An 18,728-nucleotide genomic window follows, 5' to 3' on the forward strand; every position below is an offset into this window, starting at 1 on the left:
CTTACTCCTCGGGATCGTTGAATCCTAACAGCCAGGTAAACAGGAACCCGGCTATCACTGCTACTAAATAGCCTAACAGATAGAACATCACTTTTCCGGCAACAATCGTTAACGCCAGCGGTAATCCGGAAATACCGAAGGTGATGACGGTGGCGACCTTCCAGTAGCTGATCAGCGCTCCGCCTACTGCGCCACCAAGACAGGCACCAATAAACGGTTTGCCCAGAGGAAGCGTGACGCCAAAAATCAGCGGTTCGCCAATACCGAGTAATCCCACCGGTAACGCCCCCTTAATCACTTTTTTCAACCGCGCGTTACGGGTTTTCATTAGCACGGCAATTGCCGCGCCCACTTGCCCGACGCCCGCCATCGCCAGAATGGGAAAGAGCGCGTTATAGCCATGCGCCTGCACCAGCTCAACGTGAATCGGCACCAGCCCCTGATGCAGCCCCGTCAGCACCAGTGGCAGGAAGGTTCCCGCCAGAACCGCGCCGACCAGAAAGCCGCCGCGATCGATAGCCCAGGACGCGCCGTGAGCAATAGACTCCGAAATCCAGCCGCCCAGCGGTTGCAGCGCCACAATCGCAATCGAGCCGGTGATGATGGTCGTCAGTAGCGGATTGAGGATAAGCTCCAGCGAGCCGGGTAACACGTCGCGGAATTTACGCTCGATCCAGCACATCAGCGCCACCACCAGCAGCACGGCAATCACCCCACCACGGCCTGGCTGGAGCGCTTCACCAAACAGCGTAATTTGCGCCAGTTGCGGACTCGACAGAATGCCCGCCATCACGCCGCCCATCGCCAGCGAACCACCGAAGACTTTGGCGGTATTCACCCCCACCAGAATGTTCATGATGGCGAAAACTGCACTGCCGAAGATCCCCATCAGCCCCAGCATGTTGGGGTAATGGGTGGCGAAATCGCCGACGATATCCGGGCGTTTGAGAATGTTAATGATGCCGGTGATTAAACCGGAGGCGATAAACGCCGGGATCAGGGGAATAAAAACATTCGCCAGCTTGCGTAGCGCATCGCTCATCGGCGCTTTGTACTTTGCTTTGGCCTGCGATTTCGTGCGCTCAATGTCATCGACTGCCGGGCGCGCACTCCCCTGCGCCAACAGCGCTCGCATGGCATCAACGACCTTTGCCGCCTTTCCGGGTCCGACGATGATCTGATGCTGCGCCCCCTGCTTCACGTAGCCACTGACGCCCGGTAGCTGTTTCAGATGCGGGATATCCAACAGCGTATCGTCTTTCACTTCCACCCGGACGCGCGTCATACAATTTTCCAGACGCAGAATATTTTGTTCTCCGCCTATTCCCAGCAGAATATCGCTGGCAAGGGTCGCCATCTTATCCATAGTTACCTCGATGAATCAGCTAACGCAGCGCGTAAGAATCCCTGATGGGCGGCCAGTTTTTCGCGCGCCGCATCAGCATTGAGACCGCTCAGCGCCATAAGAATGGCCGGTTTCACGTCAAAATCGGTCTGTCTGAGCAGCGTTTCCGCCTCAGCGCGGGCAATGCCTGTGGCTTCAACCACCATTCGACACGCGCGGTCCATCAGTTTGATATTGGTGGCTTTCATATCCACCATCAGGTTCTGGTACACCTTGCCAAACTTCACCATCGCCCCAGTGGAGATCATATTGAGCACCAGCTTTTGCGCGGTACCGGATTTCAGACGCGTTGAGCCTGTCAGCGCCTCAGGCCCTACTACGGGTGAAATCGCAATATCCGCTTCCTGCGCAATCGGCGAGTCCGGATTACAGGAGATAGCAACCGTGGTACAACCCGTTTTGCGGGCATATTTCAGTCCACCGATGACATACGGCGTACGCCCTGATGCCGCCAGCCCAACCACCAGATCCTGCGGCACGAGGTTCAGGGCAATAAGATCGTCTTCACCGAGCTGCGCGTTGTCTTCTGCCCCTTCAACGGCTTTCAGCAACGCTCCCGGACCACCGGCGATTAGCCCCACCACCAGACCATGAGGAACGCCAAACGTCGGTGGGCATTCAGACGCATCCAGCACGCCGAGTCGCCCACTGGTCCCTGCGCCCATATAGATAATCCGACCACCGGATTTTAACGCTTCAGCCGCGGCATCGACGGCGCTCGCAACATCGGGCAATGTTGCTTTTACTGCTTTCGCTACCAGCGTATCCTGTTGATTAAAACGGTGAACCAGATCCAGCGTTGATAACGCGTCGAGGTCCATTGTTTGCGGATTACGGGTTTCTGATACTAAAGCGCCGAGATTCATGTTTGCTCCTCAGGAATTTTTAATTCATATTAACGACCAATAATGGAATATAATATTCGTACAGGCGAGTGAAATTTCATTTTGTCGCCGCCATCACGTTTTCGTCAGGAGAGACCATGAACTGTTTAATTCGCATCCGCCAGCGCTACCCGGGATTTGCGCAGAGCGATAAAAAACTCGCGGACTATCTTCTGATACAACCCGACACTGCCCGCCACCTTAGCTCTCAGCAACTGGCCGCCGAAGCGGGCGTCAGTCAGTCGAGCGTGGTGAAGTTCGCACAAAAGCTCGGCTATAAGGGATTTCCGGCGTTGAAACTGGCGATCAGCGAAGCGCTGGTCAGCAATCCGAACCCGCATTCGGTGCCAGTGCATAACCAGATCCGTGGCGACGATCCCCTGCGTCTGGTCGGCGAGAAATTGATCAAAGAGAATGTGGCGGCGATGCATGCCACGCTGGATGTCAACACGGAAGAGAAGCTGAGCGAAAGCGTGACGATGCTGCGTAACGCCCGTCGGATCGTGTTAACCGGGATTGGTGCCTCCGGTCTGGTAGCGCAGAATTTTGCCTGGAAGCTGATGAAAATTGGCCTGAACGCTATTGTTGAGCGCGATATGCATGCGCTGTTGGCCACGGTTCAGGCGCTGACGCCGGACGATCTGCTGTTAGCGATTTCCTACAGCGGCGAACGCCGAGAACTGAACCTGGCGGCAGAAGAGACTTTACGCGTCGGCGGGCAGATCCTGGCGATCACGGGTTTCACCCCTAATGGGCTTCAGCAGCGCGCCAGCCACTGCCTGTATACCATCGCGGAAGAACAGGCCACCCGCAGTGCGGCGATCTCTTCAACCCACGCGCAAATGATGCTCACCGATCTGCTTTTTATGGCGCTGGTACAGCAGGATCTGGAGCACGCACCTGAACGTATTCGCCACAGCGAGGCGCTGGTAAAAAAACTGGTCTGAGCAAGGAATGCGCGTATAATGCCCGCCCGGTTTGTGTTGTTTTGAGAGTTTCCTGATGGCCCTGTTAATCACGAAAAAATGCATCAATTGCGATATGTGCGAACCCGAATGTCCAAATGAGGCCATTTCGATGGGTGACAGCATCTATGAGATTAACAGCGACAAATGCACCGAGTGCGTCGGGCATTACGACACGCCCACCTGCCAGAAGGTGTGCCCGATCCCCAATACGATCCTCAAAGACCCGGCACATGTCGAAACAGAAGAACAACTGTGGGACAAATTTGTCCAGATGCACCACGCCGATAAAATCTAACTTTCGATAATGACCGTGGCGCAGGCATAGTGACGTTCGTCGGCCAGCGTTACGTGCATATGCGCAACGCCTAGTTTTTCCGCCAGCGCTAACGCCTCTCCCCATAATCGCAAGCGCGGTTTACCAAGTTCGTCGTTAAACACTTCAAACTGATTAAATGCCAGCCCATTGCGAATACCGGTACCAAAAGCTTTCGCCGCCGCCTCTTTGACGGCAAAGCGTTTTGCCAGAAAACGCACCGGCTGCTGGTGCGTTTCCCAGATAGCCCACTCGTTAGCGCTGAGCACTCGTCGGGCAAGCCGGTCACCGGAACGGGAGATCACCGCTTCAATGCGCGCAATCTCCACGATATCGGTGCCTAATCCAAGAATGGCCATTAGCCGCGCGCTTCCAGCATCAAACGTTTCATTTCCGCGACGGCGTCTTTCAGCCCGCTCATCACCGCACGACCGATAATCGCATGACCGATATTCAGCTCGTGCATTTCCGGCAGTGCGGCAATGGCTTTGACGTTGTGATAGGTCAGGCCGTGTCCCGCATTGACTTTCAGCCCCAGGCTGGCGGCAAAGGTGGCGGCTTTCGCGATGCGCGCCAGTTCCTGCGCCTGTTCCGCATCGGTTTTCGCATCCGCATAGCAGCCGGTATGAATTTCAATGTACGGTGCGCCGACGTCAGCAGCCGCTTTGATTTGCGCGTCATCGGCGTCAATAAACAGCGACACAAGGATCCCGGCGTCAGCCAGACGTTTACAGGCATCACGCATTTTGTCGCGCTGCCCGGCCACATCCAGACCGCCTTCGGTGGTCACTTCCTGGCGCTTTTCCGGCACCAGGCAACAAAAATGCGGTTTGGTTTCCACGGCAATCGCCAGCATCTCTTCCGTCACCGCCATTTCCAGGTTCATACGCGTGTCCAGCGTCTGGCGCAGAATGCGGACATCGCGGTCGGTAATGTGACGGCGATCTTCACGTAAATGGACGGTAATGCCATCAGCCCCCGCCTGCTCGGCAATGAATGCCGCCTGAACCGGATCCGGATATGCAGTACCGCGTGCATTACGTAACGTGGCAATGTGGTCAATGTTGACGCCTAACAGTAATTCAGCCATGACAATCCTCGTGATTTTATGTTCGCTTCGGCATGAACTGCCGGAATAATTCGCGGCTCTTTAAGGGTTTACCACCAAGATACGGCTTCAGCGCTATGCGGGTAAAGCGTTTCGCCGCGCGTAGCGTATCAACATCCGGAAATTCGCGTTCTGCCAGCGCCCGCAGATGGCGTCCGGTAAAGGTGCTGTTGTCAATCACAACGCTGGCGATAAAGCCTTTTTCTTCGCGATAGCGGTAGGTCATGGTGTCATCCACCGGCTCACCGCTGCCCGCACAGTGCAGGAAATCAACTCCGTAACCGAGGTGGCCGAGCAGCGCCAGTTCAAAACGACGCAGCACGGGTTCCGGCGTTCCCGTAGCCCCCGCCAGTGCCTGAATGCAATGCAGATAATCGAAAAAGAGTTCAGAAAAGCGGGTTTCGTGCTCCAGCACGCGGGCGAGCAGTTCGTTGACGTACAGGCCGCTGTACAGCGTGATACCGCTCAGAGGGAGCGCCAGAGAAACCGCTTCCGCGCTACGCAGCGTTTTGACGTCGCCACGTCCGCCAAAGCGGACTAACAGGGGGGTAAAAGGTTGAAGGGCACCTTTCAGATTAGAGCGCTTAGAACGTGCGCCTTTAGCAACAAGACGCACGCGACCCGACTCTTCCGTGAAGACGTCCAGCATCAGGCTGGTTTCGCTCCAGGGGCGACTATGCAGGACAAATGCGCGCTGCCAGCCCTCCATCATACTCGTCGCCTGTTCGGAGCGCAGGTTTAGAGATCGTCGACGTAACCGAGACTGCGCAGCGCGCGTTCGTCATCGGCCCAGCCGGATTTCACTTTCACCCACAGTTCAAGATGAACCGGGGCTTCGAACATTTCCTGCATGTCTTTACGCGCTTCAATACCGATGGTCTTGATTTTGGCCCCTTTGTTGCCAATAACCATCTTCTTTTGCCCTTCGCGCTCAACGAGGATCAGCCCGTTGATGTCATAACCGCCGCGCTCGTTTGACACGAAGCGTTCGATTTCCACAGTCACGGAGTACGGCAGTTCAGCGCCAAGGAAACGCATCAGCTTTTCACGGATGATTTCAGAAGCCATAAAACGCTGTGAGCGATCGGTGATGTAATCTTCCGGGAAGTGATGCTCCGCTTCCGGCAGATGCTTGCGCACGATGCCCGCGACGGTGTCGACATTCATCCCGGTTTCCGCAGAGATCGGTACGATGTCGAGGAAGTCCATCTGACTTGCCAGGAACTGCAAATGCGGCAGCAGATCGGCTTTTTCCTGCACGTTATCTACTTTATTGACGGCCAGAATCACCGGCGCTTTACCATCACGCAGTTTATTGAGCACCATCTCGTCATCCGGCGTCCAGCGGGTGCCTTCCACCACAAAGATCACCAGTTCAACATCACCAATGGAACTGCTGGCCGCTTTGTTCATCAGACGGTTAATCGCGCGTTTTTCTTCCATGTGCAGACCGGGGGTATCGACGTAAATCGCCTGCCAGGGCCCTTCGGTATGGATCCCGACAATACGGTGACGCGTAGTCTGCGCTTTACGGGAGGTGATCGAAATCTTCTGCCCGAGCAGGTTGTTCAACAGCGTGGATTTGCCAACATTCGGACGACCGACGATGGCAATAAATCCGCAATAGGTTTTTTCGTCGCTCATTCCAGCTCCAGTTTTTTCAACGCCTGTTCGGCGGCAGCCTGTTCCGCCTTGCGACGGCTCGAACCAGTGCCAACCACCGGTTCACTCAGGCCGCTGACCTGGCAGTGGATAGTAAATTCCTGATCGTGCGCTTCACCACGCACCTGTACCACCAGATAAGACGGCAGCGGCAGATGGCGACCCTGCAAATACTCCTGCAAACGCGTTTTCGGATCTTTTTGCTTATCGCCAGGACTGATTTCGTCCAGACGAGTCTGATACCAGTTGAGGATCAGCTTTTCGACGGTCTGAATGTCACTGTCAAGGAAAACCCCGCCAATCAACGCTTCGACGGTATCGGCCAGAATCGATTCGCGACGGAAGCCACCGCTTTTCAGTTCGCCAGGCCCTAAGCGCAGACATTCGCCCAGATCAAACTCGCGGGCTAATTCAGCCAGCGTATTCCCGCGCACCAGCGTCGCGCGCATACGGCTCATATCACCCTCGTCCACCCGCGGGAAACGGTGATACAGCGCATTTGCAATCACAAAACTTAAAATTGAGTCGCCAAGAAATTCTAAACGCTCGTTATGTTTGCTGCTGGCACTGCGATGGGTTAATGCCTGCTGCAACAACTCCTGATGAGTAAAAGTGTAGCCCAGCTTCCGTTGAAGCCGATTAATTACGATGGGGTTCATGCGATACCAATAAATAAATGCGTCAACAATTCAGCACACGAAACAGACCTGATATATGTAGCATCCTTCCGGCCGCGTTAAGCAGCTTATGTACGCTCATATAGGGGGACCAACGCTGTTTCGTGTGCCGTGGCGACCTGGAGGCGCCAACCTGAAACTTCGGGGGAATATTCTATACACAACGACGAGGGATGTCGTTAGCCTGGGCAGATTTATCGAAGAAATAATTCACGTTGCCGTCATAACGACGACAACGTGAACGATTCGCGGCAATTAGTGGATACCACCAATGCGGCTTAAACGAACGCCAGTCGGCCATTCGCCTTCTTGTTTGTCGAAACTCATCCAGATGGCAGTGGCTTTACCGACCAGATTCGCTTCCGGGACAAAGCCCCAGTAACGGCTGTCCGCGCTGTTATCGCGGTTGTCGCCCATCATGAAATACTGGCCCGGCGGCACAATCCAGGTCGCCAGCGGCTGCCCGGACTGCTGGTAATACATCCCCACCTGATCCTGAGCAATCGGCACGGTCAGAATACGGTGCGTCACGTCGCCCAGCGTCTCTTTACGCTCGGACAGACGAATACCGTTCTCTTTCGTTTCACTCAGCGGGATCTCAAAGAAACCACTGGTGGCTTCACCACCGTTACGACGTGCAAACGTCTGCACAAAATCGCTCGGCTGAACATCGCTATAGGTGACCGGCAGGGCGTTCTCACACGCCTGACCCGAACGGCAACCCGGCTGAATAGTCACTTCTTTCGCGACCGGATCATAGGTCACTTTATCACCAGGCAAACCGACCGCTCGCTTGATGTAATCCAGCCGTGGATCTTCCGGGTATTTAAAGACCACGATATCACCGCGTTTGGGATGACCCGTTTCGATCAGGGTTTTCTGGTAAATCGGATCTTTAATACCGTAGGCAAATTTCTCCACCAGAATAAAGTCACCGATCAACAGCGTCGGCATCATCGAACCCGATGGGATCTGGAAAGGTTCATAGATGAACGAACGCACAACCAGCACGATAGCCAGCACCGGGAAAACCGAAGCGCCAGTTTCCAGCCAGCCAGGCTTCGGCGAGACTTTTTTCAGCGTTGCCTTATCCAGTGAATCTCCGGCTGCAGCCTGTGCCGCCGCCTGACGCTCCCGACGTTTTGGTGCGAAGATAAATTTATCCACGCACCATAAAATGCCCGTGACCAATGTGGCAATCACCAGAATCAGGGCAAACATATTCGCCATGCCAACTCCTTAAGGATTATTTGCTGTCTTTGCCGACATGCAGAATGGCGAGGAACGCTTCCTGAGGCAGCTCAACGTTACCGATCTGCTTCATCCGCTTCTTACCTTCTTTCTGCTTCTGCAACAGCTTTTTCTTACGGCTGATATCGCCGCCATAGCATTTTGCCAGAACGTTTTTACGCAACTGTTTCACAGTAGAACGCGCAATGATATGCGTCCCGATCGCCGCCTGGATCGCAATATCGAACTGTTGACGTGGGATCAGGTCTTTCATCTTCTCCACCAGCTCGCGACCACGGCTCTGCGAGTTATCACGGTGAGTGATCAGCGCCAGCGCATCGACACGTTCGTTGTTGATCAAGACATCAACACGCACCATGTCGGAGGCCTGGAAGCGTTTAAAGTTGTAATCCAGAGACGCATAACCGCGTGAGGTGGACTTCAGGCGGTCAAAGAAGTCGAGTACCACTTCAGCCATCGGGATTTCATAAGTCAGCGCCACCTGGTTACCGTGGTAAACCATGTTGGTCTGCACGCCACGCTTCTCAATACACAGGGTAATCACGTTACCGAGGTATGCCTGAGGCAACAGCATGTGACATTCCGCGATCGGCTCGCGCAACTCATAGATGTTATTCAGCGGTGGCAGCTTGGACGGGCTGTCGACGTAAATCGTCTCTTTCGCGGTGGTTTCGACTTCATACACAACCGTCGGCGCGGTGGTGATCAGGTCGAGATCGTATTCACGTTCCAGACGCTCCTGAATGATCTCCATGTGTAACAGACCAAGGAAGCCACAGCGGAAGCCGAAGCCCAGCGCAGTAGAACTTTCCGGCTCATAGAACAGAGAGGCGTCGTTGAGGCTAAGCTTGCCCAGCGCGTCGCGGAAGTTCTCGTAATCATCAGAGCTGACCGGGAACAGGCCCGCATAAACCTGCGGTTTTACCTTTTTGAAGCCTGGCAGCGCTTTTTCTGCCGGGTTACGTGCCTGAGTCAGGGTATCGCCAACCGGTGCGCCGAGGATGTCTTTAATCGCACACACCAGCCAACCTACCTCGCCGCACTTCAGCTCGGTACGATCAACCTGTTTAGGCGTGAAGATCCCCAGACGGTCAGCGTTATAGGTCTGACCGGTACTCATCACTTTGATTTTGTCGCCTTTACGCAGGGTACCGTTTTTAATACGCACCAGCGAGACAACGCCGAGATAGTTATCGAACCAGGAGTCGATGATCAGCGCCTGTAACGGTCCATCCGGATCGCCCTGCGGCGGCGGAATATCACGCACCAGACGTTCCAGAACGTCGGTCACGCCCACGCCAGTTTTCGCCGAGCAGCGCACGGCATCAGTCGCATCAATACCAACGATGTCTTCAATCTCTTCGGCGACACGCTCGGGATCGGCGGCTGGCAGGTCAATTTTATTGAGGACCGGCACCACTTCGAGATCCATTTCCATCGCGGTGTAGCAGTTTGCCAGGGTTTGCGCTTCGACGCCCTGCCCGGCATCCACCACCAGCAGTGCGCCTTCACAAGCGGCAAGCGAACGAGAAACTTCATACGAGAAGTCAACGTGGCCTGGGGTGTCGATGAAGTTAAGCTGGTATGTTTCACCATCAGCGGATTTGAAATCGAGCGTTACGCTCTGCGCTTTGATAGTAATACCGCGCTCACGCTCAAGATCCATCGAGTCGAGAACCTGCGCTTCCATTTCACGGTCAGACAGGCCACCGCAGATCTGAATAATACGGTCAGACAGCGTCGATTTACCGTGGTCGATGTGAGCAATGATCGAAAAGTTACGTATGTTCTTCATATAGTGTAATTATTGTGCCTTACGCCTGGTTGGACAGGCTTTGAGAAGTCGCTGTTCTGAGCTTAACGTCTGTTTAACTGAAACGCCGCATTCTACACTACAACGCTGAGGCGAGGAAATGTTCATAAAGTCAGGATAGCGGGAACTGGAAACGGCATCGCTTTTCTGATGTAAAACATCGTAAGAGAAGCATGATGCCCGATGGCGCAAGCTTATCGGGTCTACTGGACTTGCTGACCGTTTGTAAGTCGGATAAGGCGAAACCGCCATCCGGCAAGAATATCATGGTGCCGTTTCGGTGGAGGGCGTTTCAACGCGAATCGTACTGGATGGGAGAGCAACATTAAGAATAACGGGTTGCCAGGCTTCGCGTTCAGCCAGCTTGCGGGAATAGCCACGGGCAATCAGGAATCCGCCGACGCCGCCCAGTATCGCGCCGCTTAACGCCGCGAGATCTGAGCCAAACAGCACCTGAAACAGGGAGGCGATGAGGAATAACCCCACCAGCGGCGACAGATAAACCAGCATGGCGGAACCTAACAGACTGCCTTCGGCAATCCCCAGCTCCACTTTCTGCCCAGGTTCTAACGGCACATCGCTCGCCACCACAATGGTATGCGTGGTCTGCGGCCCGAGTTTATTCAGCACGCGGGTGCCACATCCTGAACGTGAAGCGCAGCTGCTGCAGGACGCTTTCACATCACAGCTCACCAATGCCTCACCGTTTTGCCATGACACCACGGTAGCCCACTCTTTGATCATTGCGCGGCTCCGAACTTAATGGTGTCGGCAATGCGCTTCGCTGTCTGCGGCGGCAATTCACCCACGATGGTAATTTCCGCGTTGTCGCGTACGCTGGTGCTGACCGTTCTGCGCCCGGTGCGCAGCATCTGGTCGGTGCTGGCCTGAGTTGCCCGATTGACGTTAATAGAGAAGCTAAACAGACCGTCGGAGTAGAGACGCGATTCAATCGGCATGTTGTCCATCGTTGGCAACGGTCTGCGCCCGCTGGACACTTCGCTAAACCCTTTCGGAAGCCAGGTCGGATTCCAGCTGAATTTGGCTTTTTCACCCGCCGGAACAGAGAGCAGCGGCGGCAAACTGGCTTTCGCCAGCGTCTGCATGCCGCTACCGGCATCCTGATTCACGGTGAAGGCAATCACCCGGAATTGCTCTAACGTTTCGCCATCGCGATCGAGGAGATCGACCCGCATCGGCAGCTTCGTTTCCGTATCCATCCAGACAATATAGCTGTAACGCGTACCATCACGCGCGACCACGCGAATCACTTCGCACAGGCGATCGGCAATTCGGGTACGACCCACAGCAATAAAATCATAGTAGGGAGCAAGACGTTTGAAATCGGTATAGATAAGCGACGGCAGGGAGTCGACGATGTAGTCACCGTTCAGAGTGAACGGTTCGAGTCCAGGCTCGAAGTAGCTAATTTCATTTCCGCGCTGGACCACTTCACGACGCGGACCATCCATTTGCAGCAGCTGCGCAAGCGGACGATTTTCCAGGCGAGCATGGCGATAACGCAGAGACTCAACGCCTTGTTTCGTGATGCTGACGAATGACAGCTCGTAATTGAGTGACTGGCTCGCCACATTCATCTGCTGCAACAACGCCCCGGACGCAGTATTGGCCGAGGCGTTGACAGAGAAGAACAGGCTACCCGTCACAAGTGACATGGCAAACCAAAGTTGCTTCATTACTGCGATTGCGTTCCTAAAGTTTGAATTCCTGGCACCTGAACAGCTGCTTGCTGTGTCTGTGCCTGCTCAAACTGAAGCTGTTCGGAGTGCAGTCGGCGTTGCAGTTCGTAATCCTGCAACATGGCGTTGATCCGACGACGCTGCTCCTGTACCTGCTGCTGTTGCCCACCATTCGCGGTCGCATCAGAAGGTACTCCCAAGCTTACCGGGCTGGCTTTACCCATCATCGGCAAAGTATTAAAGACCGGCGTTTCAGGCTGCTGGGACGTTTCAGATTGTCCATTATAGTGCTGGACACCAACGATAACTGCAAGCGATACGCACGCGGCAACGCCCATTTGGGTAAGTTGCGCGGCCCACGGACGCATTTTTTTCCAGAATGGCATTTTCTGCCATTGCTGCGGCGCAGGCTGGGCCTCTGGAATGAATGGCACCGTATTGCGTACCGGCTCATCTTCAATAGCGGCCATTACGCGAGCGGAAATATCGAAATGAAGCACCTCAGGTGTATCACCCCGCATTGAATCACGGATCAGGTGATAGCTTTCCCAGGTTTTTTGCATATCCGAATCGTGAGCCAGTTCGTTAAGCAACTCACTATCCAGCGTCTCGCCATCCATTAAAGCGGAAAGTTTTTCTTTCTGCATGCCTAATACCTTTTCCAGTATCCGCTATCGTCAACGCCTGATAAGCGGTTGAACTTTATTATCAATAGCTTCCCGCGCTCGGAAGATACGTGAACGCACCGTACCCACCGGACAATCCATGATAGCGGCTATCTCTTCATAGCTCAGGCCATCCAGCTCCCGCAAGGTTATTGCCATACGTAAATCTTCCGGGAGGGACTCAATAGTTCGGAAAACTATCTGTCTCAGTTCTTCTGACAACATTAAGTTCTCAGGGTTCGAAATTTCTTTCAGCGCACCGCCACTTTCGAAGTTTTCTGCTTCAATCGCATCAACATCGCTTGATGGCGGACGACGCCCCTGAGCCACCAGGTAATTCTTCGCTGTATTCACCGCAATGCGATACAGCCAGGTATAAAAAGCACTATCTCCCCGGAACGAGTCCAGCGCACGGTAGGCTTTAATAAATGATTCTTGCACCACATCGGGAACATCGCCCGACGGGACATAACGGGAAACCAGACTCGCCACTTTATGCTGGTAGCGTACTACCAGTAAATTGAAGGCTTTCTGATCTCCCTTCTGGACCCGTTCAACCAGGACCTGGTCCGTTAACTGCTCGCTCATCCGAGGTAAAGTCTCCCCAAACCAAATTTCCACGCGTTCGCGAAACGCCACTCCATTAGCTGCACTATGAGCAAGCAACAGGTTAGAGTGTCTCGTTTTTGTAAAGTTCCGTTACGCATCTGTTTTTTGTTTGTCATGTTGTAGACGGTCATTATCTCTCATTATAAGTCTACCGAGTCTGAACAACGCACTATCTTTAAAAATGCCCATAAACCGGTTGCAGAGTAACCCAACGGCCACTTTATTTCATCCTCTAATCTGATGCTTACGGCCCGCCGCGCAAAATGGTTTCCCCACCTGACATCCTTTTACATCGCACCGTTTTGTTTAGTCATTACAACAACACTGAAAATAAAACGTGCTGAATCGCAGATTCTGGTGCTATGCTGGCCAAACACTGTTTAGTACATTAAACAAAATATCATGAAAACTACGCCTGAACTTTCTTGTGACGTGTTAATTATTGGTAGCGGCGCTGCCGGACTCTCGCTGGCGCTGCGCCTGGCTGAAAAGCACCAGGTTATCGTGCTGAGTAAAGGTCCCGTCAGCGAAGGCTCCACTTTCTATGCGCAGGGCGGGATTGCCGCCGTTTTCGATGAAACCGACAGCATTGATTCACATGTCGAAGATACGCTCATTGCCGGCGCCGGTATTTGCGATCGCCATGCGGTGGAGTTTGTCGCCAGCAACGCCCGCCCCTGCGTACAGTGGTTGATTGATCAGGGGGTGCTATTTGATACCCAGGTGCAGCCTAACGGTGAAGAGAGTTACCATCTGACGCGTGAAGGTGGTCATAGCCATCGTCGCATTTTGCATGCCGCTGATGCCACCGGTAAAGAGGTGGAAACCACGCTGGTCAGCAAGGCGCAAAGCCATCCGAACATCCGGGTACTGGAACGCAGTAATGCCGTCGATTTAATCATCTCCGACAAAATTGGCCTGCCCGGCACACGACGCGTCGTGGGGGCATGGGTCTGGAACCGGAATAAAGAGGCGGTGGAAACCTGTCACGCGAAGTCTGTCGTGCTGGCGACCGGCGGCGCATCAAAGGTGTATCAATATACAACGAATCCGGACATTTCCTCCGGCGACGGTATTGCGATGGCCTGGCGTGCCGGATGCCGGGTTGCGAATCTCGAATTTAATCAGTTCCACCCTACCGCGCTGTATCATCCCCAGGCACGTAATTTCCTGCTTACCGAAGCGCTGCGCGGAGAAGGTGCTCATCTCAAACGCCCGGACGGCACGCGGTTTATGCCAGACTTTGACGCGCGAGGGGAACTGGCGCCGCGCGATATCGTCGCCCGCGCTATCGACCATGAAATGAAGCGTCTCGGTGCGGACTGTATGTTCCTTGATATCAGCCATAAGCCAGAAGCCTTTGTGCGTCAGCATTTCCCGATGATTTACGAAAAGCTGCTGGGGCTGGGTATCGACCTGACCAAAGAACCAGTGCCCATCGTGCCAGCAGCACACTACACCTGCGGCGGCGTGATGGTTGACGACTTTGGTCGTACCGATGTGGACGGCCTGTATGCGATCGGGGAAGTGAGCTACACCGGCCTGCACGGCGCGAACCGGATGGCCTCAAACTCGCTGCTGGAGTGTCTGGTGTACGGCTGGTCCGCAGCGGAAGATATCGACAGACGAATGCCTTACGCCCGTGGCGTAAGCGCCCTGCCCGCCTGGGATGAAAGTCGCGTGGACAACCCTGACGAACTGGTGGTGATTCAGCATAACTGGCATGAGCTGCGGCTGTTTATGTGGGACTACGTGGGGATTGTGCGCACCACCAAACGTCTGGAGCGGGCCCTGCGTCGTATCACTATGTTACAACAGGAGATCGACGAATATTACGCCCATTTCCGCGTCTCGAATAATTTGCTGGAGTTACGCAACCTGGTTCAGGTCGCCGAGCTGATTGTGCGCTGTGCGATGATGCGCAAAGAGAGCCGCGGTCTGCACTACACGCTCGATTATCCGGCACTGCTGGAGGAATCTGGCCCGTCTGTGCTCTCGCCGTTAACGGCTCACATGAACAGATAAAATGCCTGGGTCAGCGCCGTATAACCTTCGGAGTAACGCTGATCCGGCCCGCGAATCACCAGCCTGTCGCTAAAGCATTCCCCCTTCTTAGGGGAGAATGCCAGCAGCACCCGATGCGGCAACCGCGCCTCCGTTTCAGCAACGTCGGTGCGTAGCCGTAAATGCCAGCCCATATTTAACGCCTGCTGCGTGAAGGTATTGCCGATATTTTCCGGCAACACAACACACAAGAATCCCTCTTCCGTGATCAGCCCCGTCGCCGTCGCTAACAGCGCAGAATGATCCAGCATCGTGGTATAACGCGCCTGTTCCCGCTGCGGTGTAGCACACTCGACGCCCTGCTCGTAATACGGCGGGTTACTGATGATAAGGTCATATTTAACGGTCTGCCGTGCCGCCCAATGTTGGACATCTTCCGCCTGCACCGTTACCCGATCCGCCCACGGCGACTGGGTAACGTTTTCTTGCGCCTGCGCGGCGGCGTCGCTATCCAGTTCAACGGCATCAACGGTGACGCTTTCATCAGTACGCTGCGCCAGCATCAGCGCCAACAGTCCGCTGCCGGTACCGATATCGAGGATCCGCTTTACGCCCGCCACCGGTGCCCATGCCCCTAACAGAATCCCATCTGTTCCGACTTTCATCGCACAACGATCGTGCGCGACAAAAAACTGTTTAAAAGTAAATCCATTACGACGAAGGACGGATGTAGACTGAGGCATGAATTAAAAACCTTGCAGGAAAAACGGCAACAGCACCTGGTGAAAACAATACCTGAGAAGCGATATCCATACAAACAGATGAAGATTGCAGCCGTAACGTCTATAATCAGCGCCCCACACAGAGGTAGAACATGACTGTAACGACTTTTTCCGAACTTGAACTCGATGAAAGCCTGCTGGATGCCCTCCAGGAAAAAGGTTTCACTCGCCCGACCGCCATTCAGGCTGCCGCCATTCCGCCTGCACTCGAAGGCCGTGACGTACTCGGTTCTGCGCCGACAGGCACCGGTAAAACGGCGGCGTATTTGCTGCCAGCGTTGCAGCACCTGCTCGACTTCCCGCGTAAAAAATCCGGTCCGCCACGTATTTTGATCCTGACTCCGACTCGCGAACTGGCGATGCAGGTCGCCGATCATGCCCGTGAACTGGCCAAAAACACCCATCTGGATATCGCGACAATTACCGGCGGCGTAGCCTACATGAACCACGCCGAAGTGTTCAGTGAAAACCAGGATATCGTGGTCGCCACCACCGGACGTCTGCTGCAGTATATTAAAGAAGAGAATTTTGACTGCCGCGCCGTCGAAACGCTGATCCTCGACGAAGCCGACCGAATGCTGGATATGGGCTTTGCCCAGGACATCGAGCACATCGCCGGGGAAACGCGCTGGCGCAAACAGACGATGCTGTTCTCCGCCACGCTGGAAGGCGATGCGATTAAAGATTTTGCCGAACGTCTGCTGGAAGAGCCAGTCGAAGTCTCCGCTACGCCATCCACCCGCGAACGTAAGAAGATCCACCAGTGGTATTACCGCGCGGATAACGTCGAACATAAATTCGAACTGCTGAAGCACCTGCTGAAGCAAGACGACGCCACCCGTACCATTGTGTTTGTCCGCAAGCGCGAGCGCGTGCACGAACTGGCTGAAAAGCTGCGTCTGGCGGGGATCAACAACTGCTATCTCGAAGGTGAGATGGCGCAGATCAAGCGTAACGAAGGCATTAAGCGTCTTACTGACGGTCGCGTTAACGTGCTGGTCGCCACCGATGTTGCCGCACGCGGGATCGATATTCCTGACGTCAGCCACGTGATTAACTTCGACATGCCGCGTAGCGGAGACACCTATCTGCACCGCATTGGCCGTACTGGCCGCGCCGGTCGCAAGGGCACCGCAATCTCGCTGGTCGAAGCGCACGATCACCTGCTGCTGCTGAAAATTGGTCGCTACATTGAAGAACCGCTGAAATCCAGGGTGATTGATGAGTTGCGCCCAACCTCACGCGCTCCGAGCGAAAAGATGACGGGCAAACCGTCGAAAAAAGCACTCGCGAAACGTGAAGAGAAGAAAAAAGAGAAAGACAAAGATAAACCGCGCGTGAAGAAACGCCATCGCGATACCAGGAACATTGGTAAACGTCGCAAGCCGAGTACGGCAACGACGCCGCAGGAGTCAAACGAAGAATAAAAAAACGCCGGGATTTCCCGGCGTTTTTATTTAAACGTTAAGCCTTACAGGCTTTCAGTAAAGGTACGAGCGATAACGTCGCGCTGTTGTTCCGGCGTCAGTGAGTTAAAGCGCACGGCATAACCCGAAACACGGATAGTCAGCTGCGGGTATTTTTCCGGATGCTTAACCGCATCTTCCAGCGTTTCACGACGCAAAACGTTAACGTTCAGGTGCTGGCCACCTTCCACACGAACTTCCGGTTTCACTTCCATCGGAATTTCGCGGTACTCAATTTCACCCAGTTTGCTGACCGCTACCACTTCATCTTCGGCAAAACCGGCTTTCGCTGCGATGCAACGCGCTTCGCCTTTTTCGCTGTCCAGCAGCCAGAAGGAATTCAGCAGATCGTCATTAGCGGCTTTAGTAATCTGGATACCTGTAATCATTGTGATGCCTCCCCGGCAAAGTATTTGATTAGGGTTGGCCGGCTCGCGGCCAATTGGTAAAACCATTGTTGCTTGAGTGTATATATACCCCCCTAACACCCTCGATTCATTGATTTAAATCAATAAAATCCACATGTCGAATAGGGGGATGAAGTGATTTTATTGTTTTACATCAACTTACGCCATGTGAAGACATAAACTTTTTACATAAATTTTCAACTTTATTAAGTGCATAGCGCACATCATCGCGGAGAGAATTTTGCGCCGTCGAAAGAAGCAGTTAAGCTATGACGATCGAGAATTCGCAGGAGAGCGAGATGGCCACTGAATTAACCTGGCACGATGTGCTGGCTGAAGAGAAACAGCAGCCCTACTTTATCAATACGCTGCATACCGTCGCCGGAGAGCGTCAGTCCGGGATCACGGTTTATCCGCCGCAAAAAGATGTGTTCAATGCGTTTCGTTTCACCGAGCTGGGTGATGTCAAGGTCGTGATCCTTGGACAGGATCCCTACCACGGTCCCGGACAGGCGCATGGTCTGGCGTTTTCTGTCCGCCCCGGTATTGCTACTCCTCCTTCGCTGCTGAATATGTATAAGGAACTGGAGGGGTCGATCCCCGGTTTCACTCGTCCTGCCCACGGTTATCTGGAAAGCTGGGCGCATCAGGGCGTTCTGCTGCTTAATACGGTATTAACCGTGCGGGCGGGTCAGGCGCACTCTCATGCCAGTCTGGGATGGGAAACGTTCACCGATAAAGTGATCGGCCTGATTAATCAACATCGTGAAGGGGTGGTTTTTCTGCTCTGGGGCTCTCATGCGCAGAAGAAAGGCGCGATCATTGATCAAAAACGTCATCATGTCCTGAAAGCGCCTCATCCTTCACCGCTCTCGGCGCATCGTGGATTTTTTGGCTGTAACCATTTTGTGTTGGCGAATCAGTGGTTGGAACAACGCGGCGAGAAGCCGATTGACTGGATGCCCGTTTTACCGGCGGAGAGCGAATAAAAAAATGCCAGCGAATCGCTGGCAT

At 54.2% G+C, this 18,728-nt stretch carries 20 protein-coding genes and 1 pseudogene; 5 read left to right on the forward strand and 16 right to left on the reverse strand.

Translation table 11 applies throughout. The features are described from left to right. Position 1 precedes the first annotated feature (1 nt). On the reverse strand, positions 2–1,366 hold the full coding sequence (locus HVX64_RS17105) for a PTS transporter subunit EIIC (RefSeq protein WP_042999788.1): 1,365 nt from the start codon (positions 1,364–1,366) through the stop codon (positions 2–4). Positions 1,367–1,368: 2 nt separating this feature from the next. Further along, a complete protein-coding gene (gene murQ / locus HVX64_RS17110) occupies positions 1,369–2,271 on the reverse strand; it encodes an N-acetylmuramic acid 6-phosphate etherase (RefSeq protein WP_054176529.1) in 903 nt (300 codons plus the stop codon). A gap of 116 nt (positions 2,272–2,387) precedes the next feature. Between murQ and HVX64_RS17115 the strand changes: the two genes are divergently transcribed. Together HVX64_RS17115 and HVX64_RS17120 are read left to right on the forward strand one after the other, a co-directional pair. After that, entirely contained in the window at positions 2,388–3,236 is an 849-nt protein-coding gene (locus HVX64_RS17115; RefSeq protein ID WP_042999786.1) for a MurR/RpiR family transcriptional regulator, read from the forward strand. A gap of 55 nt (positions 3,237–3,291) precedes the next feature. Then, positions 3,292–3,552: a YfhL family 4Fe-4S dicluster ferredoxin gene (locus HVX64_RS17120; RefSeq protein WP_042999785.1), complete on the forward strand. Its 261-nt coding sequence runs from the start codon at positions 3,292–3,294 to the stop codon at positions 3,550–3,552. Here HVX64_RS17120 and acpS read toward each other — a convergent pair. The 12 genes and pseudogenes from acpS to rseD all read right to left on the reverse strand — a co-directional run bounded on the left by acpS (position 3,549) and on the right by rseD (position 13,196). Further along, positions 3,549–3,929 carry a holo-ACP synthase gene (gene acpS / locus HVX64_RS17125; RefSeq protein ID WP_042999784.1) on the reverse strand — a complete coding sequence of 127 codons (381 nt, stop codon included), beginning with the start codon at positions 3,927–3,929 and terminating at the stop codon, positions 3,549–3,551. The genes HVX64_RS17120 and acpS overlap by 4 nt on opposite strands. After that, on the reverse strand, positions 3,929–4,660 hold the full coding sequence (gene pdxJ, locus HVX64_RS17130; RefSeq protein WP_042999783.1) for a pyridoxine 5'-phosphate synthase: 732 nt from the start codon (positions 4,658–4,660) through the stop codon (positions 3,929–3,931). The genes acpS and pdxJ overlap by 1 nt, the downstream gene beginning before the upstream one ends. Before the next feature lie 16 nt (positions 4,661–4,676). Continuing rightward, positions 4,677–5,387 (reverse strand): DNA repair protein RecO, encoded by a 711-nt coding sequence (gene recO / locus HVX64_RS17135; protein ID WP_043001853.1) that lies wholly within the window; start codon positions 5,385–5,387, stop codon positions 4,677–4,679. A gap of 29 nt (positions 5,388–5,416) precedes the next feature. Then, the gene (gene era, locus HVX64_RS17140; protein WP_042999782.1) at positions 5,417–6,322 is read right to left on the reverse strand and encodes a GTPase Era; all 906 of its coding nucleotides are present in this window, start codon (positions 6,320–6,322) and stop codon (positions 5,417–5,419) included. After that, on the reverse strand, positions 6,319–6,999 hold the full coding sequence (gene rnc, locus HVX64_RS17145) for a ribonuclease III (RefSeq protein WP_042291512.1): 681 nt from the start codon (positions 6,997–6,999) through the stop codon (positions 6,319–6,321). The genes era and rnc overlap by 4 nt, the downstream gene beginning before the upstream one ends. A 273-nt stretch (positions 7,000–7,272) precedes the next feature. Further along, positions 7,273–8,247 carry a signal peptidase I gene (lepB, locus tag HVX64_RS17150; protein ID WP_044253147.1) on the reverse strand — a complete coding sequence of 325 codons (975 nt, stop codon included), beginning with the start codon at positions 8,245–8,247 and terminating at the stop codon, positions 7,273–7,275. A 16-nt stretch (positions 8,248–8,263) separates the two neighbouring features. Next, positions 8,264–10,063 carry a translation elongation factor 4 gene (lepA, locus tag HVX64_RS17155; RefSeq protein WP_042999780.1) on the reverse strand — a complete coding sequence of 600 codons (1,800 nt, stop codon included), beginning with the start codon at positions 10,061–10,063 and terminating at the stop codon, positions 8,264–8,266. Between the two features lie 282 nt (positions 10,064–10,345). After that, complete coding sequence (rseC, locus tag HVX64_RS17160; protein ID WP_044253150.1) at positions 10,346–10,825, reverse strand: SoxR-reducing system protein RseC; 480 nt, start codon at positions 10,823–10,825, stop codon at positions 10,346–10,348. Next, complete coding sequence (rseB, locus tag HVX64_RS17165) at positions 10,822–11,778, reverse strand: sigma-E factor regulatory protein RseB (protein WP_042999715.1); 957 nt, start codon at positions 11,776–11,778, stop codon at positions 10,822–10,824. Before rseB ends, rseC begins: the two co-directional genes overlap by 4 nt. After that, a complete protein-coding gene (gene rseA / locus HVX64_RS17170) occupies positions 11,778–12,428 on the reverse strand; it encodes an anti-sigma-E factor RseA (protein ID WP_042999714.1) in 651 nt (216 codons plus the stop codon). The genes rseB and rseA overlap by 1 nt, the downstream gene beginning before the upstream one ends. A 30-nt stretch (positions 12,429–12,458) precedes the next feature. Beyond that, on the reverse strand, positions 12,459–13,034 hold the full coding sequence (gene rpoE / locus HVX64_RS17175; protein ID WP_000003307.1) for an RNA polymerase sigma factor RpoE: 576 nt from the start codon (positions 13,032–13,034) through the stop codon (positions 12,459–12,461). Beyond that, a pseudogene (rseD, locus tag HVX64_RS17180) lies at positions 13,031–13,196 on the reverse strand (rpoE leader peptide RseD). Before rseD ends, rpoE begins: the two are co-directional and overlap by 4 nt. A gap of 261 nt (positions 13,197–13,457) precedes the next feature. Between rseD and nadB the strand changes: the two are divergent. Beyond that, positions 13,458–15,080 (forward strand): L-aspartate oxidase, encoded by a 1,623-nt coding sequence (nadB, locus tag HVX64_RS17185; protein WP_044253156.1) that lies wholly within the window; start codon positions 13,458–13,460, stop codon positions 15,078–15,080. Here the strand turns inward: nadB and trmN are convergent. Further along, entirely contained in the window at positions 15,065–15,802 is a 738-nt protein-coding gene (trmN, locus tag HVX64_RS17190; RefSeq protein ID WP_044253159.1) for a tRNA(1)(Val) (adenine(37)-N(6))-methyltransferase TrmN, read from the reverse strand. The two genes, nadB and trmN, sit on opposite strands and share 16 nt — an antisense overlap. A gap of 131 nt (positions 15,803–15,933) precedes the next feature. Here trmN and srmB point away from each other — a divergent pair, with 131 nt between their 5' ends. Beyond that, on the forward strand, positions 15,934–17,268 hold the full coding sequence (gene srmB, locus HVX64_RS17195) for an ATP-dependent RNA helicase SrmB (protein ID WP_042999711.1): 1,335 nt from the start codon (positions 15,934–15,936) through the stop codon (positions 17,266–17,268). Positions 17,269–17,312: 44 nt separating this feature from the next. Here srmB and grcA read toward each other — a convergent pair whose 3' ends face one another. Next, positions 17,313–17,696, reverse strand: a complete 384-nt coding sequence (grcA, locus tag HVX64_RS17200) for an autonomous glycyl radical cofactor GrcA (protein WP_044253162.1) — start codon at positions 17,694–17,696, stop codon at positions 17,313–17,315. 317 nt (positions 17,697–18,013) lie between these two features. Between grcA and ung the strand changes: the two genes are divergently transcribed. After that, positions 18,014–18,703 carry a uracil-DNA glycosylase gene (gene ung / locus HVX64_RS17205; protein ID WP_042999709.1) on the forward strand — a complete coding sequence of 230 codons (690 nt, stop codon included), beginning with the start codon at positions 18,014–18,016 and terminating at the stop codon, positions 18,701–18,703. Positions 18,704–18,728: the final 25 nt, after the last annotated feature.

It is taken from the genome of Citrobacter sp. RHB20-C16, assembly GCF_013890155.1.
GTDB classification, from domain to species: domain Bacteria; phylum Pseudomonadota; class Gammaproteobacteria; order Enterobacterales; family Enterobacteriaceae; genus Citrobacter_A; species Citrobacter_A amalonaticus.